The following is a 24,365-nucleotide window of genomic DNA, read 5'->3' on the forward strand; positions in this document are numbered from 1 at the left end:
GTCCATTGTCCGCGAATATGGCCCGGTCTTGGACGAGGCTGGCAAGCGCGAAGGCGAGCTTGCTCCTGATCGCCCGGAACCTGTGGCTGGCCGGGGGCCTGTTGGCCCGCGCCTATGCCGCGCCGCGGCGAATTGACACTTGCGCGATCTGTCCGATAAATTGGCTTTCGAGCAATTTTGTTACCAAAGGCTTCGCCATGTCGCAGAAAGACCGCCCCTGGCTCTTCCGGACCTATGCCGGCCATTCTACGGCGTCGAAGTCCAACGCGCTCTACCGCGCGAATCTCGCCAAGGGGCAGACCGGCCTCTCGGTGGCGTTCGATCTGCCGACGCAGACCGGCTACGACAGCGACCACGTTCTGGCGCGCGGCGAGGTCGGCAAGGTGGGCGTCCCGGTCAGCCATCTCGGCGACATGCGGACGCTGTTCGAGGACATTCCGCTCGAGGAAATGAACACCTCGATGACGATCAATGCGACGGCGCCCTGGCTGCTCGCGCTCTATGTCGCGGTGGCCGAGGAGCAGGGCGCAGACGTCGCGAAGCTTCAGGGGACCGTCCAGAACGACCTCGTGAAGGAATACCTGTCGCGCGGCACCTACGTGCTGCCACCCCGGCCCTCGATGGGGCTGATCGCGGACGTGGCCGAATACTGCTATTCCGAGATTCCGAAATGGAATCCGATGAATGTCTGCTCCTACCACCTGCAGGAGGCCGGTGCGACGCCGGAGCAGGAATTGGCATTCGCGTTGGCCACGGCGACCGCCGTTCTCGACGAATTGCGCGACCGTGTGCCCGAGGCGGAGTTTCCGCGCCTCGTCGGCCGGATCTCGTTCTTCGTCAACGCGGGCATCCGGTTCGTCACCGAAATGTGCAAGATGCGCGCCTTCGTCGAATTATGGGACGAGATCTGCCGCGATCGCTACGGCGTCGAGGACGCGAAGTTCCGCCGGTTCCGATATGGCGTGCAGGTGAATTCGCTCGGGCTGACCGAACAGCAACCCGAAAACAACGTCTACCGCATCCTTCTCGAAATGCTGGCCGTCACGCTGTCGAAGAATGCGCGCGCCCGCGCGGTGCAATTGCCCGCCTGGAACGAAGCGCTGGGATTGCCGCGCCCGTGGGATCAGCAATGGTCGCTTCGGATGCAGCAGGTCCTCGCCTATGAGACGGATCTTCTGGAATACGGCGATCTCTTCGACGGCTCGCCCGTGGTCGCGGCTAAGGTCGAGACCTTGAAGGATGGCGCACGCGCGGAATTGGCGCGGATCGACGAGATGGGCGGCGCCGTCGACGCGATCGAATACATGAAGGGCCGGCTGGTCGAATCCAATTCGGACCGGTTGGGCGGCATTGAGCGGGGCGAGACCACGGTCGTCGGGGTCAACGCCTGGACCGATGGCGAGCCGTCCCCGCTGGTGGGCGAGGATGGCGGCATCATGGTGGTCGATCCGGGCGTGGAGGCCGATCAGATCGCGCGGCTCGACGCGTGGCGCACTGCCCGCGACGCCGCGGCCGTCAAGGCCGCGCTGAACGCGCTCTGGCAGGCTGCGACCGCGGGCGAGAACGTGATGCCACCGTCGATCGCGGCCGCCAAGGCAGGCGTCACGACCGGCGAATGGGCGGGTGTCATGCGCGCGGTCCATGGCGAGTACCGCGGCCCGACCGGGGTGGCGACCGGCGTGTCGAACCGGACCGAGGGGCTCGACGATCTGAGGGCGGCCGTGGATGCCGTGTCCGACCGGCTGGGCCGCCGCCTGACCTTCCTGATGGGCAAGCCTGGACTGGACGGTCATTCCAACGGCGCCGAACAGATCGCCGTCCGCGCACGCGATTGCGGAATGGCGATCCATTACGAGGGCATTCGCCTGACCCCCGAAGCGATCGTTTCCGCCGTGACTGAAAACGACGCCCATGTGGTTGGACTTTCTATCCTGTCCGGCTCGCATATCCCGTTGGTCGAGGACCTCATGGATCGATTGCGCGCGGCCGGATTGGGCCATGTTCCCGTGATTGTCGGTGGGATCATCCCCGAGGACGATTCCGACAGATTGCGTGCGATGGGCGTGGCTGCGGTCTATACGCCCAAGGATTTCGAATTGAACCGCATCATGGGCGATATTGTCGAACTGGCCGATCCGGGCGGGATTGCAGCAGAATGACCTTGCGGGAATGGAAGAACAATCCTATTGCGGATGAATAATGTCGCATATGGGGAGTGATTGCATTGGCGAAACTGGACAAGATGAGCAAGGAAGAATTGGCGAAAGAGCGCGCGGAAACGGAAGCACGCCTCCGCGAACTGCAGAAGGCCGAGGCTGAATTCGACGGGCGCCGCCTGAAGGAAATGAAGGCCGATATCGAGAAGATGCTGGCGGCCGAAGGCTTTACGATGGCCGATCTCTTTGCAGGCCGTGCGCCGAAGAAGGCCGGTGGCGGTGCCAAGGCCCCCGCCAAATATCGCCATCCCGAGAATGCGTCGAAGACGTGGTCCGGTCGCGGGCGTCAGCCGCAATGGTTCAAGGATCATATCGACGGTGGCGGCAAGGCCGAGGACCTCTCGGTCTAGACCGCGCCGACATTCCGGTGGATCAAGGGGACGGCCTGCTGCGGGCCGTCCCCTTTTTCCTGTCCGGAGTGATCCCATGACCCCCCATATCCGCGCCGAACCCGGCCAGATCGCCAAGACCGTCCTGATGCCGGGCGATCCGCTGCGCGCGAAATGGGCGGCCGAGACGTTCCTCGACGCCCCCGAACTGGTGAACGACGTGCGCGGGATGCTGGGGTTCACGGGCACGTGGCGCGGCAACCCCGTGACGATCCACGGATCGGGCATGGGGATGCCGTCGCTGTCGATCTACGCCAACGAATTGATTACGCAGTACGGGGCGAAGACGCTGATCCGGATCGGGTCCTGTGGAGCGATGCAGGCAGATGTCGCGGTCCGGGACGTGATCCTGGCCCAGACGGCGAGCAGCCTCTCGACCCCGTCGCGCGGCATCCTGCGGGAGGTGAACTTTGCACCCTGCGCCGATTGGGGCCTTTTGCGCGCCGCCGAAGCGGCGGCGCAGGCCAAGGACAGCCGCGTGCATGTCGGCGGGATCTATTCGTCGGACGTGTTCTACGACGAACGGCCGGACCTGAACGAGCAGATGACCCGGCACGGCATCCTCGCCGTCGAAATGGAGGCCGCCGAACTCTACATCCTCGCCGCGCGTCACGGGTGCCGCGCGCTGGCCGTGCTGACGGTGAGCGACCATCTTCTGACCCATGAGGCGCTGCCGGCATCGGACCGGCAGCAGACCTTCGGGGACATGGTCGAGATCGCGCTCGAGGCGGCCTTCGCCTGACCGAGGCGGGCGGCGGCCCGCCCCGGTTCAGATGACCAGCGTGTCGAGCGGCGGGAAGCCGTTGAAGCCCATCGACGAGTAGGTCGAGGTGTACGCGCCGCAATGGCGGATCGTGACCTTGTCGCCGGCCTTCAGCCCGACGGGCAGCTGGACGGGACGCTTCTCGTAGAGGACGTCGGCGCTGTCGCAGGACGGGCCGGCGAGGACGCAGGGGCCGGTCGGCTGGCCGTCGCGCGCGGTGACGATCTGGTAGCGGATCGCCTCGCCCTCGGTCTCGGCCAGGCCCGAGAAGCGGCCGATGTCGAGATAGACCCAGCGGTGCAGATCGTCCTCGGACTTCTTGGAGACCAGAAGGACCTCGGCGGCGATCGCACCGCATTCGGCCACGAGGCCGCGGCCCGGCTCGGCCATGATCTGCGGGACCGCGCCGAAGCGTGCCTCGACCAGGTCGATGACCGCGGCCGCATAGGCGGTCGGATGCTGGATCGACTCGCCGTAGAAGGCCGGGAAGCCGCCGCCGATGTTCAGAAGCTGCAGGTCGAAGCCCGCGCCCTGTGCGTCGTGCCAGATGGAAGCGACCTGATCGAGCGTGCCGGTCCACATCCGGGCCTCGCGCGTCTGCGAGCCGACATGGAAGCTGAGGCCGAAGGGCACGAGGCCCAGATCGCGGGCAAGGCCGAGCAGCGAAAGCACCTTGTCGCGGGCGCAGCCGAACTTGCGCGAGAGCGGCCAGTCGGCTTCGGAATTGTCGACAATGACTCGGATATAGACGCGGGCGCCGGGGGCGTTCTCGGCGATCTTGACCAGCTCTTCCTCGGCGTCTGCGGCAAACAGCGTAATGCCGGCTTGGTGCGCGAAGCGGATGTCGGAGGCCTTCTTGATGGTGTTGCCGAAGGAGACATGGGCCGGATCGGCGCCCTGCGACAGCACCAGCTCGATCTCGCCGCGCGACGCGGCGTCGAAGCCCGAGCCGAGCCCGACGAGGCGCTCGACGATGGCGACATGCGGGTTCGCCTTCACGGCGTAATGGATATGGGCCCGGCCGAGGCCGGCCGAGAGGGCGTGGAACTGACGCTCGACCGCGTCGACGTCGATGACCAGCGTCGGGTGCGCGAACTCGTGGGCGGCGATGTAGGATTCAACGCGCGAGGGCGCAACGAGATCGGGACGGCCGAAGCCGGTTACTGCGTTCATGGTCATCTCCAATAGACCCGGCCATCCCGAACACTCGGTGCAGACCGCTCACTTCCAAGGGAGACGTTACCGTCGCTACGTAACCGTGCTTTTCAGCCGTGCCAGAGGCGCGTGCGTTGGCGTCTATGCGCGGGCAGATGGGGCCGTTCGCGGATTCGGTCAAGGCGGAAAATCGCGCGGAATCGCGGGATTGGAACGATGGGGCCCCGAGCGTGTTGTTTTGGCGACAACCCGCAACCGGAGATCGCCATGACCACCTCGCTGAAACTGCTGACCGCCCTGCCCCTGATCGCGCTTCTGTCCGCCTGCGTGGGCGCCAACGACCGCGTCGACACGCTGAGCGAAATCGAGGCCAACAACGACACCGACATCGTCGGCGACGGCATGGTCATCGGAAGCTGATCCGCGACCCGACCGAAATTTTCGCAAGACGAACGGGCCCCCGCCAACGCGGGGGCCCGTTTCGCATTCAGGCCGCGCCGCGGGGCGGGCGGTCGTTGGCGCGGACGAAGTCGATCCCCGACAGGATGTCCGCGAAGGCGGGACGCCCGAACGGGACCGATTGCTGCCAATGCGCGCCGACCGTGCCGTCCGCCAGCACCCAGGTGAGCGCCGGTTCGGAAAAACGGGGCGGTTCCTTCTCGACGACGCGGTCCGAGACGTAGAGACCCCAGTTGCGGGCCGTGCCTTCGGTCATGCCGTACCCGATATCGATGCCGCCCACCGCCCAGTCCGCCGCGACAGTCCGCGCCCGATCTTCCGGGTCCATCGACATGGCGAGCACCGTCAGGCCCCGCTCGGCAAAGGCTGGGAGATGCGCCACGAGCTCTTCGAGCTGCTTGCGGCAGGCGGGGCAATGGAGCCCGCGGAAGAACACCACGAATGCCTCGCCCGGGATGGCCGACAGATCCATGTCCGGCCCGTCGAGACGATGCGCTGTCAGCGCGGGGGCGGGTGTTCCGGGCTTCGGCATGTCGACCTTCAGAGCTGACGCTCAACCATCATCTTCTTGATGTTCGCGATGGCCTTGGCGGGATTCAGCCCCTTGGGGCAGGTCTTGGCGCAGTTCATGATCGTGTGGCAGCGGTAGAGCTTGAACGGATCTTCCAGATCGTCCAGCCGCTCGCCTGTCGCCTCGTCCCGGCTGTCGATGATCCAGCGATAGGCATGGAGAAGTGCGGCCGGCCCGAGATAGCGGTCGCCGTTCCACCAGTAGCTGGGGCAGGCGGTCGAGCAGGACGCGCACATGATGCACTCGTAAAGACCGTCCAGCTTCTCGCGGTCCTCGATCGACTGGCGCCATTCCTTGGCGGGGGTGTTGGACTTGGTCTCCAGCCACGGCATGACCGAGGCGTGCTGTGCGTAGAAATGCGTCAGGTCGGGGATCAGGTCCTTGATGACCGGCATGTGCGGCAGCGGATAGATCTTCACGTCGCCCTTCACGTCGTTGATGCCCCAGGTACAGGCGAGCGTATTCACCCCGTCGATATTCATCGCGCAGGACCCGCAAATCCCCTCGCGGCAGGAGCGGCGGAAGGTCAGGGTCGGGTCGATCTCGTTCTTGATCTTGATCAGCGCGTCCAGAATCATCGGCCCGCAGGTGTCGAGATCCACCCAATAGGTGTCCAGCCGCGGGTTCTTCCCGTCCTCGGGGTTCCAGCGATAGATCTGGAACTTGCGCAGGTTGCTCGCGCCCTCGGGCTTCGGCCAGGTCTGGCCGACGGTGATCTTCGAGTTCTTCGGCAGCGTGAATTGGACCATGGGTCGGTTCCTCTCAGAGGGAGTTCAGCAGCACGGGCAGACCCTCGGTCGCCAGGCATTGGATGGTGTCGGGACGGCGCGCGATATCGAGCACGATACGCGTGGCGCCCGCGTCGTCGCGGGTCGCGGCGGAGGTGGCGAGCGTGACGATCTCGTCGCCACTCGCGTTGTCGATGATGCAGTTCGTTGCGGGCTCCAGCGGGATGCCCGGAAAGCGCTCGGCCACGATGGGGTTCACGACCGACTTGGCTGCGGCACGGCTGACCTCGGTGCCGACGCCTGTGTTGCAGGACGCCAGGGCGGCAATCAGAAGAAGGGGTTCAAGCCGCATCGCGCAACTCCTCGAGCCAGGCGGTGGGATGGGTTTCGTAGCCGAGCGTGACGAGGTCGGACCCGTGCGTCTCGGCGTAGATCTCGGCCACCTTGCGCGGCAGGCGGGTGCGCCATTGGGCGATCTTGCCGGACGCGACATGGGCGCCGACGCGCTCGCCGCGCGCCGCCTCGTCGGCAAGACCGCCGAACAGGCTGCGGTTCCAGAAGATGCGGCAACCCTGGTCGACCTCGGGTTCGGGCAGGCCCAGATCGCGCAGATGCTCGCGAAAGGCCCGGCAGTCGGTGTCCTGCATCAGGTCCTCGTAGCGCACCTCGATCGTATTGGGGCGGTCGTAGGTCCAGGCGGTCATCTCGGCGACGGTCTGCGCATGCTTCTCGCGCATTTCGAAGAGCAGGCGCTCTTGCTCGGAGGGCAAGGCGTTCAGGTGGGCCTGATACGTGCGGCCGCCGAGATCGTCGCGCGGCTCGTGCAGGAACTGTTCGCCTTCGGGCGGGGCGTGGAGGTGATAGCGCATGCCCGACAGAAGAACGTCACGCGGGTCGCGGATCATGTGCAGGATGCGCGCATCGGGCCGGTCGAGCAGGATATCGGGGAAGAGCGAGGACCACTGGAACAGGAACACGCGCTCGGCCTCGGGCACCTTCTTCAGCCCCTGGTTCGGATAGACCACGTGATGCGCCACCCCGAGCTGGTTCGCCAACCGCCGGAACACCCCCCTGAGCCAGAGCGTGCCGGTCTTGTGATGGGTGCCGATGCAATAGAGGCGGGGCGCGATCAGGTCGGTCACTGGCTGGCCCGCTCGGAGGTGCAGGCCAGAAGGCCCTCGATCTCGGCGTTGGACATGGACGCGCCCGGATCGTTGATCATGTCGGGGCGTCCGATGGCATTCAGGCAGGAGGCGAGGCCCGGCGTCACCGCGCGGTCGGCATCGACGAAATCCGCCGCGCCGGGGCCGTTCCGGGCAAAGCCGCCGCCGCCGCCGATACAGGCCGACACGAGCAGGACGAGAGGCAGCGCGCGGATCACGACCCCGTCCCCAGCGTTACGCCGACGATGGTCGGCTCGGGGCGTCCGGCCATGCGGCGGTCCATGCATTCGGCCAGCACCGCCCGCTCCGAGCGGGGATCGAACACCCGACTCGTGACGACCAGCTCGCCATCGGCCAGGCCACCGCCCGAGCCGACGCCGACGCCCACGCTGCCTGCGATCCCGTCGGCCAGCCGAGCCTCGGAGCGGCATTCGTGCAACGCCCGCTCGCGGGTCATCGGGACCGGCGCGCAGGCCGTGATCAAGACTGTCAGGAGAAGCAAAGTGCGAATCATCGCGGCACCGCCCCGCAAGCGTCCAGCCGGGCGAGATCCGCCGCCGAGCGCGTCACGATCGTGCCGTCCCGAACGGTGACGCCCTGTTCGCGCGCGCAGTCGAGATAGGCCGCGCGCCGCGCCTCGGGACCAGTAGGCATGCAGGCCACGAGCGCCAGCGGCAGGGCCGCTCCGACACAGCGCAGGCTTCGCCCGAAGGTCGCGGGGCGCGTCACCGTCCCGTCAGCTCCGCCGCCGGATGCAGGCTTCGAGCGCAGCCTGCTCCTCGGGCGTCAGCTCGACCGAGGCGCCTTCGGTCACGCGGTCGGGCAGCACCGGCTTGCCGATCTCGGCGAGGCACGCATTCACCACGAGGCGGACGCCATCATCCACCGCGACGGCCGGACCGGACGGGGCAGGCTGGCAAGCCATGAGGGCGAGCGGGGCGAGAAGAAGGAAATTGCGCATCAGTACACTCGTGCTTTCGGGGCGATTTTCTTGAGGTCGATCCCGCCGTCATTGTGCGACGTCAGCGGGTTCACATGGACACCGCGATAGCCGAGATCCGACGTTGCCGCGTCTCCCTGGAACCAGACGAGGCTGTGCTTGCGCCAGTTCTCGTCGTCGCGGTCGGGGAAATCCTCGTGAGCATGGGCACCGCGGCTTTCCTTGCGGGCCTCGGCCGCGACGACGGTCGCGACGGCGTTGGGCATCAGGTTGGCCAGCTCAAGCGTCTCCATCAGGTCGGAGTTCCAGATCAGCGTGTTGTCGGTGACGGCCACGTCCGGCAGCTTGCCCGCGATGTCCTCCATCTTCTCCTTGCCCTGCGCGAGGGTTTCGGACGTCCGGAAGACGGCGGCGTCCTCCTGCATGGTCTTCTGCATCTCGAGCCGCAGCTCGGCGGTGCCGACCTGTCCGCGCGCGTGGCGCAGCCCATCGAACCGCGCCAGCGCCATCTCGACCGAGCGCATGTTGGGCGTGGGCACGGCGCTGTCGGCATCGACCACCTCGCCCGCGCGGATGGCAGCGGCGCGTCCGAAGACCACCAGATCGATCAGGCTGTTCGAGCCGAGGCGGTTCGCACCGTGAACGCTCGCACAGCCCGCCTCGCCCACGGCCATCAGGCCGGGTGCGACGCGGTCGGGCGCGTCCGGCGTGGGCGCCAGCACCTCGCCCCAGTAATTCGTCGGGATACCGCCCATGTTGTAATGCACCGTCGGCAGAACGGGGATCGGCTCCTTGGTGACGTCGACGCCCGCGAAGATGCGCGCGCTCTCGGAGATGCCGGGCAGGCGCAGGTGAAGCGTCTCGGGCGGCAGGTGGCTGAGGTTCAGGTGGATGTGGTCGCTGTCCTTGCCGACGCCCCGACCCTCGCGGATCTCCATCGTCATGCAGCGCGAGACCACGTCGCGCGAGGCGAGATCCTTGTAGGTGGGCGCATAGCGCTCCATGAACCGCTCACCCTCGGAATTCGTGAGGTAGCCGCCCTCGCCGCGCGCCCCTTCGGTAATGAGGCAGCCCGCGCCGTAGATGCCGGTCGGGTGGAACTGCACGAACTCCATGTCCTGCAGGGGCAGGCCCGCGCGCGCGACCATGCCGCCGCCGTCACCGGTGCAGGTATGGGCGGAGGTGGCCGAGAAATAGGCCCGGCCGTAGCCGCCGGTCGCCAGCACGGTCATCTTGGCCGAGAACAGGTGCAGCGTGCCGTCGTCGAGCTTCCAGCAGAGCACGCCCTGACATTCGCCGTCGTCCGACATGATCAGGTCGATGGCGAAATACTCGATGAAGAACTCGGCCTTCTGCTTGAGGCTTTGTCCATAGAGCGTGTGCAGGATCGCGTGGCCGGTGCGGTCGGCGGCCGCGCAGGTACGCTGCACGGGCGGGCCCTCGCCGTATTCGGTGGTGTGGCCGCCGAAGGGCCGCTGGTAGATCTTGCCCTCTTCCGTGCGCGAGAAGGGCACGCCGTAATGCTCCAGCTCGTAGACGGCCTTGGGCGCCTCGCGGGCGAGGTATTCCATCGCGTCCGTGTCGCCCAGCCAGTCCGATCCCTTGACGGTGTCGTACATGTGCCATTGCCAGCTGTCGGGGCCCATGTTGCCCAAGGACGCGGCGATGCCGCCCTGGGCCGCGACCGTGTGCGATCGGGTCGGGAAGACCTTCGTGATGCAGGCGGTGCGCAGGCCCTGCTCGGCCATCCCGAGGGTCGCGCGCAGGCCCGCGCCGCCGGCACCGACCACGACGACGTCGTATTCGTGGGTCTCGTATTCGTAGGCAGCCATGTCGGTCTCCTTAGAGGGCCAGGCGGATCAGGGCGTAAACGCCGATCAACGCCGCGCCGTAGCTGAGGCAGGTGGTCGCAACGATCGCGACCTTGCGGGCGGTGCCCGGCACGTAGTCCTCGATCAGGACCTGCACGCCCTTGGCGAAGTGGATCCAGCCCACGACCAAGGTCAGCAGCGCGACGAGGGCCGGGAACGGGCGGGAGTAATAAGCGACGACCTCCGGCCAGGGTTCGCCCAGCGCGGCGCCGAAGGTGAACACGAAAAGCGGCACGAGTATCACCAGCGCCGCCGAAAGGACGGTCTGGTGCCAGTGATGCGTCGTGCCCGATCCGGCGGAGCCGAGGCCGGAGACACGCTTGCGGTCAGTCAGGTAAGCCATGCGCGTGCCTCAGAGGATCAGGATGGTGAGAAGGGTCAGCAGGATCGAGCCGCCGATGATACCCCAACCGAGCTTTTCCGCGGTCTCGACTTCGAGGCCGTAGCCCTGGTCCCAGATCAGGTGCCGGATGCCCGCCAGCGTGTGATACCAGAGCGCCCAGATCGATCCGAGGAACACGAGCTTGCCGAACCACGAGGTCAGCACCGCGTCCGCGGTCGCGAAGGCTTCCGGGCCGGCGGCGGCGGCCACGAACCACCAGGTGATCAGAAGTCCCCCGACGACGAGCGCATTGCCCGTGATCCGCGTCAGGATCGAGGTCATCGACGTCAGCTGCGGCCGGTAGACCTGCAGATGCGGGGAGAGCGGGCGGTTGCCGCGGTTCACGTCGGCCATGCGACGCTCCTTCCTGGTCGTTATTCGGTCGTCGTCGGTGACGGTTCTACCGATCTGCGCGGCAGTGTCACGGGGTTGCGGGGTCGCAGGGGCGGGAATCGCGCCGCCGGGCCACTCCGTGATCACGTCAAGATGACCTGTGATCACGGACGATGGGGAACCGGCCCCGCAGGCCAGCGTTTTGCTGATCGGAAATCGAATGGAGCAGGCTGATGTCGAAATCTCGCGATGAAATCTGGGACGAATGGGGCGACCTCGTGAACATGGCACCGGCCGAAATCGAGGACTGGCTCGCGACTGACGAGTCGAAATCGGTCGGCGCCGACAGCGGGGACGGCACGTCGAAGGGTCGCAAATCCGGCCAGCGCATCGTCGAGATCAAGCGGACCAACAAGGACGACCTGTCCGATGACGACTGGGATCACATGGGCAAGGTCGTCGGCTACATCAAACGCCACGGCGCGCAGGTGCCGGACGAGCCCGAGGGATCGGACTGGGCCTACTCGCTGAAGAACTGGGGGCACGATCCATTCGGCGAGAATGGTGTCGCCAAGGGCTAGTGCGCGTCGCCGCCGAGCACGTCCAGAAGCTCGGTGCAGATCACGATCCGCTCGGCCTCGCCATAGTAGAAGGCGTTCGGTTCGCCGCAATCCTCGACCTCGACGGGCACCGGTCGGGGCAACGCGATGCGGCGGTTCACACGCTTGATGTCGCGCGACAGGGCGCCCAGCCGGTGACTGCCGCGCCCCAGACGCAGGCTGTCGGCGCGCACGCCCGGCGCGGGGGCCAGATCGTCGAGCACCGGCGCCCAGGCCGCATCCATGTCGGCGGCATCGGACCGGCATCGCTCGGCCTCGTCGGGCGGCATCCCCAGCGCCCGCGCCAGATCGCCCCGCTGCACCGGCTTGCCGCCGTAGAACAGGCAGATCGCCCGCGCAAGACGCTGGCCCGAGGGCATGTATTGCGCCCAGTTGTCGAATAGCTCGGTTGCGGCTTCGGCGCGGTACCGCTCGGTCGTGTCGGTCACGATCTGCGTCATCTCGGCCTCGGAATGGAGCCGCAGCGCGAGCGCCAGCGCGAAGGCATCCGCAGCCGTCTCCTCGACGCCGTAGACCGGCAGCTCGAGCTGGTCGAACACCGCGTGCCCGACCTCGTGGTACAGCGTCATACGCAACTCGCTTCGCATCGGATCGGCGAGGGCCGGGACCGCGAAAACCAGAAGCAGAAGCGCCAGACCCCTCATGCCGGCATCAACGCCCAGTAATCTAGGTCCAGCAGGACATCCGCGCCATATTTGCCATCCTCGCCGCGCAGGTCGAACGCCGCGCCCCGCGTCGCGACCAGCCGAAGGCGCAGCGCGGCGATACCGGGTGCGACCTCGGCCCTGTCCAGAACCTCGGACCACGCGCGCACCGTGTCGCCCGCGAAGCACGGGTTCGCATGGGCGCCGGAGTTGATTGCGACGATCATCTGCGCATTGGCCAGCCCGTTGAATGACAGCGCGCGCGCCAGGCTGATGACATGCCCGCCATAGATCAGGCGCTTGCCATCCTCGCGGTGGGTGGCGTCGAAATGGACCTTGGCCGTGTTCTGCCAAAGCCGGGTGGCCAGCATATGCTCGGCTTCCTCGATCGTGGTGCCGTCGACATGGTCGATCCGCTCGCCGATCGCGTAATCGGACGCGCGATGCCGCTCGCCCGCCAGGTCGAAATCGTAGGTGTCGAAGGTCAGGTCCTCGGGGATCGCCAGCGCATCGGCGGCCACGTGATCGGACAGTTCGGGAATGGCGGTCTCGGGTGCCGGGGCGTCTTGGTCCCGCTTGCGCACCATGACCCAGCGCACGTAGCGAAGGACCGCTTCGCCGTTCTGGTCGAACCCGGTCGTGCGCACCCAGACGACGCCGGACCGCCCGTTCGAGTTCTGCTTTAGGCCGATCACCTCGGATTCCGAGCGCAGCGTGTCGCCGGGCCACACAGGCTTCAGGAACCGCCCTTCGGCATAGCCGAGATTGGCGACGGCGTTGAGCGAGATGTCGGGGACGGTCTTCCCGAACACCGTGTGGAACACCAGAAGATCGTCCAGCGGCGCACCGTCGAGGCCGCAATCGATCGCGAAGGCATCCGAGGAATGGAGTGCGAAACGCTGCGGGTAGAGCGCGTGATACAGCGCGCGTTCGCCTTCGGCCAAGGTGCGCGGCACGGCGTGGCGGATGACCTCGCCCAGTCGGTAGTCCTCGAAGAAGCGGCCCGGATTGGTCTTGGTCATTGCTGTCCCAGTTTCATGTCGGGGCCGTATTCGGCGTCGATATCCTTCGTGACGGCCTGCGCGCATCGCATGACGCCCGACGTCGGATCGGCCGCATAGGTCGGCGCGCCGTGAAGGATCCAGCCCTGCGCCAGCGCGGCGCTGACCTTGTGGCAGAATGCCGAATCGTCCTCACCCGTCAGCAGGCGATAGAGCGTCGCCATCAGCCCATGCCCGTGGGCGACGGCCCGATCCAGCCATGGATGAGGTAGACCACGACGTAGAGGACAAGCGCCGCGATGACGGCTGTGACTTCCTTCTTGACCGGAACGGGATGGGCCGGGGTCGCCGTTGGCGCGATGCGGTTGAGCATCACGATCGTGCCCAGTGCCCAGAGCAGGAGCCCGCCGAAGAGGAGGATCGACGCGACTTGTCCGTTCACCAGAAGATGTGCTGCCGCCCAGATCGAAAAGCCCACGAGCTGCGGGTGGACGACGGCGCGGGCCACACGGGTCTTCGCGCCCGACGTGGCAAAGAAATAGAACGCGACCAGCACGAGCAGGTTGTTGACCGGATAGGTCCAGGCCCCGAGCGCCCAGACCGGATCGAACGGCGCCCACCGATAGCCGAAGATCATCAGGAGCAGCGAGACGACGATCGCGCCCGTCACGAGACCCTTGCCCGGCTCGCCCATCGCGGCGCGGCGCTCGGGCGCGACCCGCTTGAAGACATGCGCTCCCGTCCAGAGGGCAAGGCCCAGTACGATCAGCAGGTATCCCATCGGCTCAGCCCTCCAGCGCGGCGATCGCGTCCAGCTTTGCCAGCGTCCGGCGGGCGGTGTCCACATGAAGGTTCTCGACGATGCGTCCGTCGAGCACCGCGACCCCCTGCCCTTCGGCAATGGCGGCGTCGAAGGCGGCGATCTGGCGGCGGGCGAGATCGGCCTCGGCTTCGGTCGGTGCGAAGACGGCATTGGCGATGGCGACCTGTGCGGGATGGATCAGCGTCTTGCCGTCCATCCCGAAGGCGCGGCCCTGCTCGCATTCGGCCCGGAGACCGTCCTCGTCCTTGAAGGCATTGTAGACCCCGTCAATGCAGGGAATGCTCGCCGCGCGCGCCGCCAGGACGCAGGTCTGGAGCGCGGTGACGAGCGGCGCGCGGTCGGCCGCATCGCGCGACCCGATATCCTTGGCGAGATCGTTCGTCCCCAGGACGAGACCATCGGCCGCCCGCGCGATGCCCGCCGCGTCGAGGATGCCCGCGGGCGATTCCATCATCGCCCAGATGGCCGTGCCCTCGGGCAGCGCGCGGGCGGCGGCGGCGATGTCGTCCGGGTGCCCGACCTTGGGCAGCAGCACCGCGTCGGGCGCCATCGTCGCGGCGGCGGCGAGGTCGTCCGCGCCCCAGGGCGTATCGGCCCCGTTGACCCGCACGATCCGATAGCGGGCGCCGTATCCGCCGGTCGCAAGCGCGGTGGCGAGCGTATCGCGCGCGGCGACCTTCTCGTCCGGAGCAACGGCGTCCTCGAGGTCGAAGATGATCGCATCGACGGGGAGGCTGCGGGCCTTGTCCAACGCGCGCGGCTTCGAGCCGGGGATATAGAGGACGGAGCGGAACGGGCGGTCTGTCGTGGTCATGGCGGTCTCCTGCAATCGCCGGCTGTGGACCACGACGCGCAACGATTGGCAAGTTCGGGCCAAGCTGACGCAGCATCCTTACCCATGCGCCCGCTGCCCTGCGGCGCGAACGCCGCGCGGTCATTAATCCTTTCTTGAGACGTCGCGCACATCCTTCACGGCATCGAAGTCGGATTCGGGCCCAGCGCCCGGCCCCATGAACCCGAGGACCCGCGATGATCGGCGTCCTCCCAGGGGTCGGTCACCGTCTGGAAAGGACGTGCCATGACCAAGACCCAGATCCTGAATGCCTTCTTCGCCACGCTCGCGGCCGTGGCGCTCACGCTCCTGTCCCTGCCGGCGCAGGCCGCCGGGCCCGCCTGCGCGCCCCGCGGCGCGATGGTCGAACGCCTGTCCTCCCAGTTCGGCGAGACGCGCCGCGGTATCGGCCTCGGGACGCAGGGGCGCATCGTCGAAATCTTCGCCTCCGAGGCGACGGGCAGCTGGACGATCGTCGTCACGCTGCCCGACGGACGGGCGTGTCTGATGGCCTCGGGCCTCAACTGGGAAGACCGGATGGACGACCTCGCGCACCTCGCAGACGCGCAGGCCTGAACCGCCGATCGCCAACACGTGGGCGGGCGTCTCGACGGGCCGCCCGCCCGCCGCCCCATGCCGCAGTGCGGCGCGCCGGGGCTTGCCACCGCCCTGCCCGATCCGATACGCCAACCCGGACTCAAACTTCGACATATCGGAGACGGACATGGCTCGACCCAAGATCGCCCTCATCGGCGCCGGACAGATCGGCGGCACGCTGGCGCATCTCGCCGCCATCAAGGAACTCGGGGACGTCGTCCTCTTCGACATCTCGGACGGCGTGCCGCAGGGCAAGGCGCTCGACATCGCCGAAAGCGGCCCGGTCGAGGGCTTCGACGTCGCGCTGAAGGGCACGACCGATTACGCCGACATCGCGGGCGCCGATGTCTGCATCGTCACCGCCGGGGTGCCCCGGAAGCCGGGCATGTCGCGCGACGACCTGCTGGGCATCAACCTCAAGGTCATGAAGGCCGTCGGCGAGGGCATTCGCGACAACGCCCCCGACGCCTTCGTCATCTGCATCACCAACCCGCTCGACGCGATGGTCTGGGCGCTGCGCGAATTCTCGGGCCTGCCGCATGAAAAGGTCGTCGGCATGGCCGGCGTCCTCGACAGCGCGCGGTACCGCCACTTCCTGTCGGAGGAGTTCGGCGTCTCGATGCGCGACGTCACGGCCTTCGTCCTCGGCGGCCACGGCGACACGATGGTCCCGCTGGTGCGCTATTCCACCGTCGGCGGCATCCCCCTGCCGGACCTCGTCGAGATGGGCTGGACCACGCAGGAGAACATGGATGCCATCGTCCAGCGCACCCGCGACGGCGGTGCCGAGATCGTCGGCCTCCTGAAGACCGGCTCGGCCTTCTACGCCCCGGCCACCAGTGCCATCGAGATGGCCGAAGCCTATCTCAAGGATCAGAAGCGTCTCTTGCCCGCCGCGGCCTGGGTCGATGGCGCGCTGGGTCTCAACGGGATGTATGTCGGCGTGCCGACCGTGATCGGCGCGGGCGGCATCGAGCGGATCGTGGACATCAAGCTCAACCGCGACGAACAGGCGATGTTCGACAAGTCGGTCGATGCGGTGAAGGGCCTGGTCGAAGCCTGCAAGGGGATCGACGGCTCGCTCGCCTGATCCACGCGGATCGCGACATTCAAGGCTCCGCCCCACCGGGCGGGGCCTTTTTCATGCGCGCCCGAATCGCGACCCAGGCCGGGCGGCCGAGATCGTGATCACGCCCCGTATGACTGTGATCACATATGGTCGGTTTCTTGCCAGCCGCCCTCGTCTCGGCGGGTTTCCTGTTTATCCCTGCCGTCCCTCATGTCATGGCCGGATGCGACCCATTCACGACCGCCAAGGGGACGCGACGCATGAATATCCACGAGTACCAGGCCAAGGCGCTTCTGCGCGATTACGGCGCCCCGGTCAGCGACGGCGTCGCCGTCACCAAGGCCACCGACGCCAAGAACGCCGCCGGCCAGCTCGACGGGCCGCTCTGGGTGGTCAAGGCGCAGATCCATGCGGGCGGCCGCGGCAAGGGCTCGTTCAAGGAGGCCGAGGCCGGCGACAAGGGCGGCGTGCGACTGGCCAAGTCGGTCGAGGAAGCCGCGGATCACGCCCGCGCCATGCTGGGCAACACGCTGGTCACCCACCAGACCGGCCCGGCGGGCAAGCAGGTCAACCGCATCTATATCGAGGACGGCTCCGAGATCGCGCGGGAGCTGTATCTCGCCCTTCTGGTCGACCGCGCCACGAGCCGTATCGGCTTCGTCTGCTCGACCGAGGGCGGCATGGATATCGAGGAGGTCGCCGCCTCGACCCCCGAGAAGATCCTGAACTTCACGGTCGATCCGGCCACCGGCTACCAGCCGTTCCATGGCCGCCGTGTGGCGTTCGCGCTGGGCCTCGAGGGCGCGCAGATCAAGCAATGCGTCGCCCTGATGAGCAAGCTCTATGTCGCCTTCACCGAGAAGGACATGGAGATGCTGGAGATCAACCCGCTCATCGTGACCGACATGGGCGACCTCAAGGTGCTGGACGCGAAAGTCGGCTTCGACGGGAACGCCGTCTATCGCCACAAGGACATCGCGGAGTTGCGCGACGAGACGGAGGAGGACCCGAAGGAACTCGCCGCCTCCAAATACGACCTCAACTACATCGCGCTCGATGGTGAGATCGGCTGCATGGTGAACGGCGCGGGCCTCGCCATGGCGACGATGGACATCATCAAGCTCTACGGCGCGGAGCCGGCGAACTTCCTCGACGTGGGCGGCGGCGCCACCAAGGAGAAGGTGACGGAGGCGTTCAAGATCATCACCTCCGACCCGCAGGTGAAGGGCATCCTCGTCAACATCTTCGGCGGCATCATGCGCTGCGACGTCATCGCCGAGGGCGTGGTCGCCGCGGTCAAGGAAGTGGGCCTCAAGGTCCCGCTGGTCGTCCGGCTGGAGGGTACGAATGTCGAAGCGGGCAAGGACATCATCAACAATTCCGGTCTCGACGTGATCGCCGCCGACGACCTGAAGGACGGCGCCCAGAAGATCGTGAAGGCCGTGAAGGGGTGAGACGCGCACCGGCGCAGCCCCGGCGCATCACTCGACCACGCCCCCGCTCCCGCGGCGTTGTGCCGATGCTCGCCGCGGCCAGCCTCCTGACCCTCGCGGCCTGCGCCAACGAGAACGGGGCCATTCCGTTCGACAGCGGCACCTGGTCGCTCCAGACCGATGCGCGGGGCAATCCCTATCCCGCGACGCGGGACGGAACGGGGCCTGTCCCGCTTGGGGTGTCCGACTGAGATCATGGGACGCAGCGCAGCATATGGACATCGCGCGGCGACCGCCCATCGGAGCGGCGCTCGGCTCGTCATCGCCGTCTTCGCGATCTGCGCGGCCGGGGCCCCCGCAGGCGCCAACCCGATCCGGTCGGACGCGCTCGCGGCCTTTGCGGCGCATTGCTTCAGCCCGCATCTGACCGCCGCGCGCGCGGCGCAAGTCATCGTGCCGACCGGCGCGCGGGTTGCGTTCTACGACCTCGCCCCGTTCTCCGCGTCGGCGCCCTCGCCTGCCGCGGGCGCGGTCACGCCGGGGACCGATCGGCGCTGCGAAGTGACGTTCGACGGCGAGGCGGGCGAGGCTGCGGCGGAGGTTGCGGCGGCAGCCCTCGCGGCCGAAGGCATTCGCACCGAGGCCCCCGTGCCCGACAGCCATCCCGCCGTCCCGGGCACCACGCTTCTGGGGGCACGCTACCTCAATCCGTCGCGCATCGCCGTCGTCCACACGGGCACGCGGCCCGGACCGAACGGACCCGAGACCTTCCTCAGCGTCGAGCGTCTGACGCCCGAGGCCAGCGCCCGGATCGCCCGATGATCCGCGCCGCCGCCCTCCTTGCCGCCGCGCTGGCGCTTGCCGCATGCCAGCCCGCGACGCAGACCGGGTTCAGCCAGGGCGCCGCCGAGATCGCGGGCCAGCGGATGGCGTTCACAGTCGAGGCCGTGTGCCTCAACAACCGCACGCGCGCGGGGCAGACGCGGGCCGCCCGCGCGCTCGATTTCCCCTTCGTCCAGCGCGAGGACGGCGGCACCGTCTATTCCAATCCCGGCACGCTGACCTTCCTTCGGATCGGTCCCGTGGCGCAGCAATCCATCACCAATCGCGACGGCGAGCGGATCGACGTGCCCGGCGGCAGCGGCTGTTCGGTGGGCTCGCCCGCCGTGGGCCTGCGCCAGTCGAACGCCATCGCGGGGCAGATCCTCGCGCCGCGACTGGTGGACGGGTCGGGCACGCTCGACGGGCCGCTGGGCGCGGGGCTCAACCCCGCGGGCGGCGCCGGCTTCTTCTTCGAGGGGCTGACCATGACCACGCCGCTGGCCCGCACCACCCTGACCGATCCCGCGACGGGCGAGGCGCGCGCCTTCGACCACCCCGTCATTCTCATCGTGCACAACTGACAGACTTCAAAAGACCGGAGACGATATGGCCATTCTCGTAGACGAACAGACCAAGGTGATCTGCCAAGGCTTCACCGGCTCGCAGGGCACCTTCCATTCCGAGCAGGCCATCGCCTACGGCACCAAGATGGTCGGTGGCGTCACCCCCGGCAAAGGCGGGCAGACCCATCTGGACCTGCCCGTCTTCGACAGCTGCCACGAAGCGGTGGCCAGAACGGGCGCGAATGCGTCCGTCATCTACGTCCCGCCGCCCTTCGCCGCGGATTCGATCCTCGAAGCGATCGACGCCGAGATCCCGCTGGTGGTCTGCATCACCGAAGGCATCCCGGTGCTCGACATGATGAAGGTCAAGCGCGCGCTCGACGGCTCAAAGACGCGGCTGATCGGGCCGAATTGCCCCGGCGTGATCACGCCCGACGCCTGCAAGATCGGCATCATGCCCGGTCATATCCACAAGCGTGGCTCCGTCGGCGTCGTGTCCCGTTCGGGGACGCTGACCTACGAAGCCGTCAAGCAGACCGCCGATATGGGACTGGGCCAATCCACCGCCGTCGGCATCGGCGGCGATCCGATCAAGGGGACCGAGCATATCGACGTGCTCGAGATGTTCCTGGCCGATGACGAGACCCAGTCGATCATCATGATCGGCGAGATCGGCGGCACCGCCGAAGAGGAAGCCGCGCAATTCCTGGCCGATGAGCGCAAGAAGGGCCGCTGGAAGCCCACCGCCGGGTTCATCGCCGGGCGCACGGCGCCTCCGGGCCGCCGCATGGGCCACGCCGGCGCCATCGTCGCAGGCGGCAAGGGCGACGCGGAGTCGAAGATCGAAGCGATGAAGGCCGCGGGCATCATCGTGGCCGAAAGCCCCGCCACGCTGGGCGAGGCCGTCAAGGAGGCGATCGGCGGCTGATGGGTTTCCTGGAGGCCATACGCACCTGCTTTCGCAAGTACTTGACCTTCTCCGGTCGCGCAGGGCGGTCGGAGTTCTGGTTCTTCGTGTTGTTTGTGGTTCTCGGTTCGATCTTCTTGGTGATCGTGAACGGCATCCTTTTCGGACCCACCCACTCGCTGCAGACGATTACGTCCTATGATGGCAGCGGGACCGAGACGACATCGTACCGCGAGGTCGCCTCGTATGATGGCGGTTGGCTCGGCACGATCTTCACCTGGGGAATCATCGTGCCCGGTTTCGCAGTGACCTGGCGCCGCCTCCATGACCGGAATATCCGCGGCTGGTGGGCGCTCCTGCCCTATCTGGCTCCGTACCTGCTGATCGGCGCATTGATTGCAACGACGATCGGCTTCCAAGCGATTCTTTCCGGCGGGGTCGAAGCCGTAATTTCCGGTGGCCTTCCCGTCGGCGTTCTTGCGGTAGGGCTGGCCGTGGTCCTGGCGTCCTGGGTCTGGTTCATCGTGAACCTCGCCAAGGAGGGCACGATCGGACCCAACCGCTTTGGCCCCTCGCCAGATGGGCCAGGCTTTCCGCCCGGCGTGGTTGTTCGCGTCCGAGACCTTCCGCATGTCGGGAGGTCGCAATGATCCGCGCCGTTGCTCTTTGCCTCGCGGCCGCCCCCGCGGCCGGTCAACCCTGCGTCGAACCTGCCTTTGCGAATGCTTTGGCAGCCCTGCAAGCCGACGGATGGACCGTCGCGACCGAACTGACCGACACGCAGGCCGAGGCGCTCGCATGGAGCCGCGCGATCACCTACATGACAGGCGATGATGGTGGTCTGTCCCCCGAGCAGGTCCTCGATCTCCAGCGTCGCGCGGCCCCTGGCCTGCTGCGTCGGGTGGATACGGACTCGACGCGGTCGCGCGTCCTGATCCGCGGTGATGATGCCATGACGATTACCGAGACGGTCACGATCCCCGGCCAGATCGAACGGCAATGTCGTCTCGCGACCGGGGCATCGTTGGACGACGTCCAGCCCGTCGACACCACCGGGTGGCCGGGCGCGCCCGTCCTTGCCGATTTGACGCTGACCTTCCCGCAGGAGACCGACCGATGACCGAACAGTCCCCCAATGACGTCTTCCGCTCCACGTCCTTCATGCAGGGGCACAACGCGGAATATCTCGAGCAGATGTACGCCCGCTACGCCTCGGATCCGAGCGCCGTGGACGAGACGTGGAAGCAGTTCTTCGCCGCGCTCGAAGATGACGCAGGCGCGGTGCGGGCCGAGGCGGAAGGCCCGTCCTGGGCGCGCGCCGACTGGCCGCCGATGCCGTCGGGCGAGCTGACGGCGGCGCTGACCGGCGAATGGCCCGCCGATCCCAAGGAGGCGCAGGCGGCCGGCGACAAGATCCGCGCAAAGGCCGAGGCGACGGGGGCGACCGTCAGCGACGACCAGGTCAAGCGCGCCGTGCTCGACAGCATCCGCGCGCTGATGATCATCCGGGCCTACCGGATCCGGGGGCATCTGGCCGCCGATCTCGACCCGCTGGGCATGCGCGCCGAGACGCCGCATCCCGAGCTCGATCCCGCGTCCTACGGCTTCACCGAGGCCGACATGGACCGGCCGATCTTCATCGACAACGTGCTCGGCCTTGAGGTCGCGACGCTGGGCGAGATCATCGCCATCCTGAAGCGCACCTATTGCGGCACCTTCGCGCTCCAGTACATGCACATCTCCGACCCAGAGCAGTCCTCGTGGCTCAAGGAACGGATCGAGGGCCTGGGCAAGGAGATCGAGTTCACCCAGAACGGGCGGCGCGCGATCCTCAACAAGCTGGTCGAGGCCGAGGGCTTCGAGAAGTACCTGCACGTCAAGTACATGGGCACCAAGCGCTTTGGCCTCGACGGCGGCGAGGCGCTGATCCCCGCGATGGAGCAGATCATCAAGCGCGGCGGCCAGCTGGGCCTGTCGGACATCGTCATCGGGATGCCCCACCGGGGGCGCCTCAGCGTCCTCGCGAACGTGATGGAGAAGCCCTACAAGGCGATCTTCAACGAATTCCAGGGCGGCAGCTTCAAGCCCGAGGACGTCGATGGCTCGGGCGACGTCAAGTATCACCTCGGCGCGTCCTCGGACCGGGAATTCGACGGCAACGAGGTGCATATCTCGCTGACCGCGAACCCGTCGCATCTCGAGGCGGTGAACCCCGTCGTCCTCGGCAAGGTCCGGGCCAAGCAGGACCAGCTCGGCGACAGCGACCGCACCAAGGTGACAGGGCTTCTTCTGCATGGCGACGCGGCTTTCGCGGGACAGGGCGTCGTGGCCGAATGCTTCGCGCTCTCTGGCGTGCGGGGTCACAAGACCGGCGGCACGATCCATATCGTCGTCAACAACCAGATCGGGTTTACGACCGCGCCGCATTTCTCGCGGTCCTCGCCCTACCCGACCGACAACGCGCTGGTGGTCGAGGCGCCGATCTTCCACGTCAACGGCGACGACCCCGAGGCGGTCGTCCATGCCGCCCGTGTGGCCATCGAGTTCCGCCAGAAGTTCCACCGCGACGTGGTGCTCGACATCTTCTGCTACCGCCGCTTCGGCCATAACGAGGGGGACGAGCCGATGTTCACCAACCCCCTGATGTACAAGCAGATCAAGCAGCAGAAGACGACGCTGACCCTTTATACCGAGCGGCTGGTCCGCGACGGGCTGATCCCCGAGGGCGAGATCGAGGACATGAAGGCCGCGTTCCAGGATCGCATGGCCGAGGAGTTCGAGGCCGGCAAGGACTACAAGCCCAACAAGGCCGACTGGCTGGACGGCCGCTGGTCCCATCTCGATCGCCGCAAGGAGGACGATTACGTCCGTGGCCAGACCGCCATCCCCGAGGAGACGCTGGCCGATGTGGGGCGCGCGCTGACGACGGCGCCGGACGACTTCCCGTTGCACAAGACGATCGGGCGGCTGCTCGAGGCGAAGTCAAAGATGTTCGAGAGCGGCGCGGGATTCGACTGGGCAACCGCTGAAGCGCTGGCCTTCGGATCGCTTCTGACCGAGGGCTACAAGGTTCGGCTCGCCGGGCAGGATTCGACGCGGGGCACCTTCAGCCAGCGCCATTCCGGCCTCGTCAACCAGGCCACGGAGGAGCGGTACTATCCGCTCAACCATATCCGCGAGGGTCAGGCGCATTACGAGGTGATCGACAGCGCCCTGTCGGAATACGCCGTCCTCGGCTTCGAATACGGCTACAGCCTCGCCGAGCCCAATGCCCTGACCATGTGGGAGGCGCAGTTCGGCGACTTCGCCAACGGCGCGCAAATCATGTTCGACCAGTTCATTTCGTCGGGCGAGTCGAAGTGGCTGCGGATGTCGGGGCTCGTCTGCCTCCTGCCCCACGGGTTCGAGGGTCAGGGCCCCGAGCACTCCTCGGCACGGCTCGAACGCTTCCTGCAGATGTGCGGCTCCGACAACTGGATCGTCGCCAATTGCACGACGCCCGCCAACTATTTTCACATCCTGCGCCGCCAGCTGCATCGCGACTTCCGCAAGCCGCTGATCCTGATGACGCCCAAATCCCTTCTGCGTCACAAGCTGGCCGTGTCGAAGACCGAGGAATTCACCACCGGCTCCAGCTTCCACCGCGTGCTCTGGGACGACGCGCAATACGGCAACTCGGACACCGAGCTGGTGCCGGACGACGAGATCAAGCGCGTCGTCATCTGCTCGGGCAAGGTCTATTTCGACCTGCTGGAGGAGCGGGACGCGCGCGGCATCACCGATGTCTACATCCTGCGGCTGGAGCAGTTCTATCCGTTCCCCGCGCTCTCGATGGTCAACGAACTCAGCCGCTTCAAGGGCGCCGAGTTCGTCTGGTGCCAGGAGGAGCCGAAGAACCAGGGCGGCTGGACCTTTGTGGATCCGAACATCGAATGGGTGCTGACCCGCATCGGCGCCAGCCACACCCGCCCCCGCTATGTCGGGCGCGCCGCCTCCGCTTCGCCCGCGACGGGCCTCGCGAGCCAACACAAGTCACAACAAGCCGCGCTCGTCGACGAAGCGCTGAGCATGGAAGGTTAAGCGC

32 protein-coding genes are annotated in these 24,365 nt (G+C 67.1%); 15 read left to right on the forward strand and 17 right to left on the reverse strand.

What is annotated here, in order from left to right; genetic code table 11:
* Positions 1-197 precede the first annotated feature (197 nt).
* From Q0833_RS15025 to deoD, 3 genes are all read left to right on the forward strand, one after another.
* The gene (locus Q0833_RS15025; protein WP_298436605.1) at positions 198-2,159 is read left to right on the forward strand and encodes a protein meaA; all 1,962 of its coding nucleotides are present in this window, start codon (positions 198-200) and stop codon (positions 2,157-2,159) included.
* An 83-nt stretch (positions 2,160-2,242) separates the two neighbouring features.
* Positions 2,243-2,566 carry an H-NS histone family protein gene (locus Q0833_RS15030; protein WP_298436608.1) on the forward strand — a complete coding sequence of 108 codons (324 nt, stop codon included), beginning with the start codon at positions 2,243-2,245 and terminating at the stop codon, positions 2,564-2,566.
* Between the two features lie 76 nt (positions 2,567-2,642).
* Positions 2,643-3,347 (forward strand): purine-nucleoside phosphorylase, encoded by a 705-nt coding sequence (gene deoD / locus Q0833_RS15035; protein ID WP_298436611.1) that lies wholly within the window; start codon positions 2,643-2,645, stop codon positions 3,345-3,347.
* A gap of 27 nt (positions 3,348-3,374) precedes the next feature.
* On the opposite strand, the gene Q0833_RS15040 is transcribed toward deoD, so the two are convergent.
* Complete coding sequence (locus tag Q0833_RS15040) at positions 3,375-4,541, reverse strand: type III PLP-dependent enzyme (protein WP_298436614.1); 1,167 nt, start codon at positions 4,539-4,541, stop codon at positions 3,375-3,377.
* Between the two features lie 249 nt (positions 4,542-4,790).
* Here Q0833_RS15040 and Q0833_RS15045 point away from each other — a divergent pair, with 249 nt between their 5' ends.
* Positions 4,791-4,943 (forward strand): hypothetical protein, encoded by a 153-nt coding sequence (locus Q0833_RS15045; protein ID WP_298436617.1) that lies wholly within the window; start codon positions 4,791-4,793, stop codon positions 4,941-4,943.
* Positions 4,944-5,010: 67 nt separating this feature from the next.
* On the opposite strand, the gene Q0833_RS15050 is transcribed toward Q0833_RS15045, so the two are convergent.
* The 11 genes from Q0833_RS15050 to sdhC are packed head-to-tail and all read right to left on the reverse strand — an operon-like array spanning position 5,011 to position 10,991.
* Entirely contained in the window at positions 5,011-5,514 is a 504-nt protein-coding gene (locus tag Q0833_RS15050; RefSeq protein ID WP_298436620.1) for a peroxiredoxin, read from the reverse strand.
* Positions 5,515-5,522: 8 nt separating this feature from the next.
* Positions 5,523-6,302 carry a succinate dehydrogenase iron-sulfur subunit gene (locus tag Q0833_RS15055; RefSeq protein ID WP_298436623.1) on the reverse strand — a complete coding sequence of 260 codons (780 nt, stop codon included), beginning with the start codon at positions 6,300-6,302 and terminating at the stop codon, positions 5,523-5,525.
* Between the two features lie 13 nt (positions 6,303-6,315).
* Positions 6,316-6,633 carry a hypothetical protein gene (locus tag Q0833_RS15060; RefSeq protein WP_298436626.1) on the reverse strand — a complete coding sequence of 106 codons (318 nt, stop codon included), beginning with the start codon at positions 6,631-6,633 and terminating at the stop codon, positions 6,316-6,318.
* Positions 6,623-7,423, reverse strand: coding sequence for a sulfotransferase domain-containing protein (locus Q0833_RS15065; protein ID WP_298436630.1), 801 nt, complete (start codon positions 7,421-7,423; stop codon positions 6,623-6,625). The genes Q0833_RS15060 and Q0833_RS15065 overlap by 11 nt, the downstream gene beginning before the upstream one ends.
* Positions 7,420-7,662 carry a hypothetical protein gene (locus tag Q0833_RS15070; RefSeq protein WP_298436634.1) on the reverse strand — a complete coding sequence of 81 codons (243 nt, stop codon included), beginning with the start codon at positions 7,660-7,662 and terminating at the stop codon, positions 7,420-7,422. The genes Q0833_RS15065 and Q0833_RS15070 overlap by 4 nt, the downstream gene beginning before the upstream one ends.
* Entirely contained in the window at positions 7,659-7,958 is a 300-nt protein-coding gene (locus Q0833_RS15075) for a hypothetical protein (RefSeq protein ID WP_298436637.1), read from the reverse strand. Before Q0833_RS15075 ends, Q0833_RS15070 begins: the two co-directional genes overlap by 4 nt.
* Entirely contained in the window at positions 7,955-8,173 is a 219-nt protein-coding gene (locus Q0833_RS15080) for a hypothetical protein (RefSeq protein WP_298436640.1), read from the reverse strand. Before Q0833_RS15080 ends, Q0833_RS15075 begins: the two co-directional genes overlap by 4 nt.
* Before the next feature lie 7 nt (positions 8,174-8,180).
* Positions 8,181-8,405 carry a hypothetical protein gene (locus Q0833_RS15085; RefSeq protein WP_298436643.1) on the reverse strand — a complete coding sequence of 75 codons (225 nt, stop codon included), beginning with the start codon at positions 8,403-8,405 and terminating at the stop codon, positions 8,181-8,183.
* Complete coding sequence (gene sdhA / locus Q0833_RS15090) at positions 8,405-10,216, reverse strand: succinate dehydrogenase flavoprotein subunit (protein ID WP_298436645.1); 1,812 nt, start codon at positions 10,214-10,216, stop codon at positions 8,405-8,407. Before sdhA ends, Q0833_RS15085 begins: the two co-directional genes overlap by 1 nt.
* Before the next feature lie 10 nt (positions 10,217-10,226).
* Positions 10,227-10,598 carry a succinate dehydrogenase, hydrophobic membrane anchor protein gene (locus tag Q0833_RS15095; RefSeq protein ID WP_298436648.1) on the reverse strand — a complete coding sequence of 124 codons (372 nt, stop codon included), beginning with the start codon at positions 10,596-10,598 and terminating at the stop codon, positions 10,227-10,229.
* 9 nt (positions 10,599-10,607) lie between these two features.
* A complete protein-coding gene (gene sdhC / locus Q0833_RS15100) occupies positions 10,608-10,991 on the reverse strand; it encodes a succinate dehydrogenase, cytochrome b556 subunit (RefSeq protein WP_298436651.1) in 384 nt (127 codons plus the stop codon).
* 212 nt (positions 10,992-11,203) lie between these two features.
* Here sdhC and Q0833_RS15105 point away from each other — a divergent pair, with 212 nt between their 5' ends.
* Positions 11,204-11,551: a DUF3140 domain-containing protein gene (locus Q0833_RS15105; protein WP_298436654.1), complete on the forward strand. Its 348-nt coding sequence runs from the start codon at positions 11,204-11,206 to the stop codon at positions 11,549-11,551.
* Here Q0833_RS15105 and Q0833_RS15110 read toward each other — a convergent pair.
* Genes Q0833_RS15110 through Q0833_RS15130 form a run of 5 tightly spaced genes read right to left on the reverse strand, consistent with a single transcriptional unit; the run spans position 11,548 to position 14,872 of the window.
* On the reverse strand, positions 11,548-12,234 hold the full coding sequence (locus Q0833_RS15110) for a DUF4344 domain-containing metallopeptidase (RefSeq protein WP_298436657.1): 687 nt from the start codon (positions 12,232-12,234) through the stop codon (positions 11,548-11,550). The genes Q0833_RS15105 and Q0833_RS15110 overlap by 4 nt on opposite strands.
* Entirely contained in the window at positions 12,231-13,256 is a 1,026-nt protein-coding gene (locus tag Q0833_RS15115; protein WP_298436660.1) for a MaoC family dehydratase, read from the reverse strand. Before Q0833_RS15115 ends, Q0833_RS15110 begins: the two co-directional genes overlap by 4 nt.
* Positions 13,253-13,459, reverse strand: coding sequence for a DUF1737 domain-containing protein (locus Q0833_RS15120; protein ID WP_298436664.1), 207 nt, complete (start codon positions 13,457-13,459; stop codon positions 13,253-13,255). The genes Q0833_RS15115 and Q0833_RS15120 overlap by 4 nt, the downstream gene beginning before the upstream one ends.
* Positions 13,459-14,016 carry an NnrU family protein gene (locus tag Q0833_RS15125; protein ID WP_298436667.1) on the reverse strand — a complete coding sequence of 186 codons (558 nt, stop codon included), beginning with the start codon at positions 14,014-14,016 and terminating at the stop codon, positions 13,459-13,461. Before Q0833_RS15125 ends, Q0833_RS15120 begins: the two co-directional genes overlap by 1 nt.
* A 4-nt stretch (positions 14,017-14,020) precedes the next feature.
* Complete coding sequence (locus Q0833_RS15130) at positions 14,021-14,872, reverse strand: CoA ester lyase (protein WP_298436670.1); 852 nt, start codon at positions 14,870-14,872, stop codon at positions 14,021-14,023.
* A gap of 264 nt (positions 14,873-15,136) precedes the next feature.
* Here Q0833_RS15130 and Q0833_RS15135 point away from each other — a divergent pair, with 264 nt between their 5' ends.
* The 10 genes from Q0833_RS15135 to Q0833_RS15180 all read left to right on the forward strand — a co-directional run bounded on the left by Q0833_RS15135 (position 15,137) and on the right by Q0833_RS15180 (position 24,361).
* Positions 15,137-15,466 carry a hypothetical protein gene (locus Q0833_RS15135; protein ID WP_298436673.1) on the forward strand — a complete coding sequence of 110 codons (330 nt, stop codon included), beginning with the start codon at positions 15,137-15,139 and terminating at the stop codon, positions 15,464-15,466.
* A 148-nt stretch (positions 15,467-15,614) separates the two neighbouring features.
* A complete protein-coding gene (mdh, locus tag Q0833_RS15140; RefSeq protein ID WP_298436676.1) occupies positions 15,615-16,577 on the forward strand; it encodes a malate dehydrogenase in 963 nt (320 codons plus the stop codon).
* 239 nt (positions 16,578-16,816) lie between these two features.
* Positions 16,817-18,010 carry an ADP-forming succinate--CoA ligase subunit beta gene (gene sucC / locus Q0833_RS15145; protein ID WP_298436679.1) on the forward strand — a complete coding sequence of 398 codons (1,194 nt, stop codon included), beginning with the start codon at positions 16,817-16,819 and terminating at the stop codon, positions 18,008-18,010.
* Positions 18,011-18,075: 65 nt separating this feature from the next.
* Positions 18,076-18,240 carry a hypothetical protein gene (locus Q0833_RS15150; RefSeq protein ID WP_298436683.1) on the forward strand — a complete coding sequence of 55 codons (165 nt, stop codon included), beginning with the start codon at positions 18,076-18,078 and terminating at the stop codon, positions 18,238-18,240.
* A gap of 4 nt (positions 18,241-18,244) precedes the next feature.
* Complete coding sequence (locus Q0833_RS15155) at positions 18,245-18,811, forward strand: succinyl-CoA synthetase subunit beta (RefSeq protein ID WP_298436686.1); 567 nt, start codon at positions 18,245-18,247, stop codon at positions 18,809-18,811.
* Entirely contained in the window at positions 18,808-19,392 is a 585-nt protein-coding gene (locus Q0833_RS15160) for a hypothetical protein (protein WP_298436689.1), read from the forward strand. The genes Q0833_RS15155 and Q0833_RS15160 overlap by 4 nt, the downstream gene beginning before the upstream one ends.
* Positions 19,393-19,417: 25 nt before the next feature.
* Positions 19,418-20,302: a succinate--CoA ligase subunit alpha gene (gene sucD / locus Q0833_RS15165; RefSeq protein ID WP_298436692.1), complete on the forward strand. Its 885-nt coding sequence runs from the start codon at positions 19,418-19,420 to the stop codon at positions 20,300-20,302.
* A complete protein-coding gene (locus tag Q0833_RS15170; RefSeq protein WP_298436695.1) occupies positions 20,302-20,931 on the forward strand; it encodes a DUF805 domain-containing protein in 630 nt (209 codons plus the stop codon). Before sucD ends, Q0833_RS15170 begins: the two co-directional genes overlap by 1 nt.
* Positions 20,928-21,401: a hypothetical protein gene (locus Q0833_RS15175; protein WP_298436698.1), complete on the forward strand. Its 474-nt coding sequence runs from the start codon at positions 20,928-20,930 to the stop codon at positions 21,399-21,401. Before Q0833_RS15170 ends, Q0833_RS15175 begins: the two co-directional genes overlap by 4 nt.
* Positions 21,398-24,361, forward strand: a complete 2,964-nt coding sequence (locus tag Q0833_RS15180; protein WP_298436701.1) for a 2-oxoglutarate dehydrogenase E1 component — start codon at positions 21,398-21,400, stop codon at positions 24,359-24,361. Before Q0833_RS15175 ends, Q0833_RS15180 begins: the two co-directional genes overlap by 4 nt.
* Positions 24,362-24,365 lie beyond the last annotated feature (4 nt).

It is taken from the genome of uncultured Jannaschia sp., from assembly GCF_947503795.1.
Lineage (GTDB): Bacteria > Pseudomonadota > Alphaproteobacteria > Rhodobacterales > Rhodobacteraceae > Jannaschia.

Excerpts from the sequence above, each read along its gene's own strand:
- Q0833_RS15045 (WP_298436617.1), top strand. The coding sequence starts at position 4,791 with ATGACCACCTCGCTGAAACTGCTGACCGCCCTGCCCCTGATCGCGCTT.
- sucC (WP_298436679.1), top strand. The coding sequence starts at position 16,817 with ATGAATATCCACGAGTACCAGGCCAAGGCGCTTCTGCGCGATTACGGC.
- Q0833_RS15180 (WP_298436701.1), top strand. The coding sequence starts at position 21,398 with ATGACCGAACAGTCCCCCAATGACGTCTTCCGCTCCACGTCCTTCATG.
- Q0833_RS15135 (WP_298436673.1), top strand. The coding sequence starts at position 15,137 with ATGACCAAGACCCAGATCCTGAATGCCTTCTTCGCCACGCTCGCGGCC.
- mdh (WP_298436676.1), top strand. The coding sequence starts at position 15,615 with ATGGCTCGACCCAAGATCGCCCTCATCGGCGCCGGACAGATCGGCGGC.
- Q0833_RS15030 (WP_298436608.1), top strand. The coding sequence starts at position 2,243 with ATGAGCAAGGAAGAATTGGCGAAAGAGCGCGCGGAAACGGAAGCACGC.
- Q0833_RS15160 (WP_298436689.1), top strand. The coding sequence starts at position 18,808 with ATGATCCGCGCCGCCGCCCTCCTTGCCGCCGCGCTGGCGCTTGCCGCA.
- Q0833_RS15075 (WP_298436637.1), bottom strand. The coding sequence starts at position 7,958 with ATGATTCGCACTTTGCTTCTCCTGACAGTCTTGATCACGGCCTGCGCG.
- sdhA (WP_298436645.1), bottom strand. The coding sequence starts at position 10,216 with ATGGCTGCCTACGAATACGAGACCCACGAATACGACGTCGTCGTGGTC.
- Q0833_RS15125 (WP_298436667.1), bottom strand. The coding sequence starts at position 14,016 with ATGGGATACCTGCTGATCGTACTGGGCCTTGCCCTCTGGACGGGAGCG.
- Q0833_RS15115 (WP_298436660.1), bottom strand. The coding sequence starts at position 13,256 with ATGACCAAGACCAATCCGGGCCGCTTCTTCGAGGACTACCGACTGGGC.
- Q0833_RS15150 (WP_298436683.1), top strand. The coding sequence starts at position 18,076 with ATGCTCGCCGCGGCCAGCCTCCTGACCCTCGCGGCCTGCGCCAACGAG.
- Q0833_RS15130 (WP_298436670.1), bottom strand. The coding sequence starts at position 14,872 with ATGACCACGACAGACCGCCCGTTCCGCTCCGTCCTCTATATCCCCGGC.
- sdhC (WP_298436651.1), bottom strand. The coding sequence starts at position 10,991 with ATGGCCGACGTGAACCGCGGCAACCGCCCGCTCTCCCCGCATCTGCAG.
- sucD (WP_298436692.1), top strand. The coding sequence starts at position 19,418 with ATGGCCATTCTCGTAGACGAACAGACCAAGGTGATCTGCCAAGGCTTC.
- Q0833_RS15095 (WP_298436648.1), bottom strand. The coding sequence starts at position 10,598 with ATGGCTTACCTGACTGACCGCAAGCGTGTCTCCGGCCTCGGCTCCGCC.
- Q0833_RS15060 (WP_298436626.1), bottom strand. The coding sequence starts at position 6,633 with ATGCGGCTTGAACCCCTTCTTCTGATTGCCGCCCTGGCGTCCTGCAAC.
- Q0833_RS15105 (WP_298436654.1), top strand. The coding sequence starts at position 11,204 with ATGTCGAAATCTCGCGATGAAATCTGGGACGAATGGGGCGACCTCGTG.
- Q0833_RS15040 (WP_298436614.1), bottom strand. The coding sequence starts at position 4,541 with ATGAACGCAGTAACCGGCTTCGGCCGTCCCGATCTCGTTGCGCCCTCG.
- Q0833_RS15055 (WP_298436623.1), bottom strand. The coding sequence starts at position 6,302 with ATGGTCCAATTCACGCTGCCGAAGAACTCGAAGATCACCGTCGGCCAG.
- Q0833_RS15050 (WP_298436620.1), bottom strand. The coding sequence starts at position 5,514 with ATGCCGAAGCCCGGAACACCCGCCCCCGCGCTGACAGCGCATCGTCTC.
- deoD (WP_298436611.1), top strand. The coding sequence starts at position 2,643 with ATGACCCCCCATATCCGCGCCGAACCCGGCCAGATCGCCAAGACCGTC.
- Q0833_RS15085 (WP_298436643.1), bottom strand. The coding sequence starts at position 8,405 with ATGCGCAATTTCCTTCTTCTCGCCCCGCTCGCCCTCATGGCTTGCCAG.
- Q0833_RS15155 (WP_298436686.1), top strand. The coding sequence starts at position 18,245 with ATGGGACGCAGCGCAGCATATGGACATCGCGCGGCGACCGCCCATCGG.
- Q0833_RS15120 (WP_298436664.1), bottom strand. The coding sequence starts at position 13,459 with ATGGCGACGCTCTATCGCCTGCTGACGGGTGAGGACGATTCGGCATTC.
- Q0833_RS15175 (WP_298436698.1), top strand. The coding sequence starts at position 20,928 with ATGATCCGCGCCGTTGCTCTTTGCCTCGCGGCCGCCCCCGCGGCCGGT.
- Q0833_RS15025 (WP_298436605.1), top strand. The coding sequence starts at position 198 with ATGTCGCAGAAAGACCGCCCCTGGCTCTTCCGGACCTATGCCGGCCAT.
- Q0833_RS15170 (WP_298436695.1), top strand. The coding sequence starts at position 20,302 with ATGGGTTTCCTGGAGGCCATACGCACCTGCTTTCGCAAGTACTTGACC.
- Q0833_RS15110 (WP_298436657.1), bottom strand. The coding sequence starts at position 12,234 with ATGAGGGGTCTGGCGCTTCTGCTTCTGGTTTTCGCGGTCCCGGCCCTC.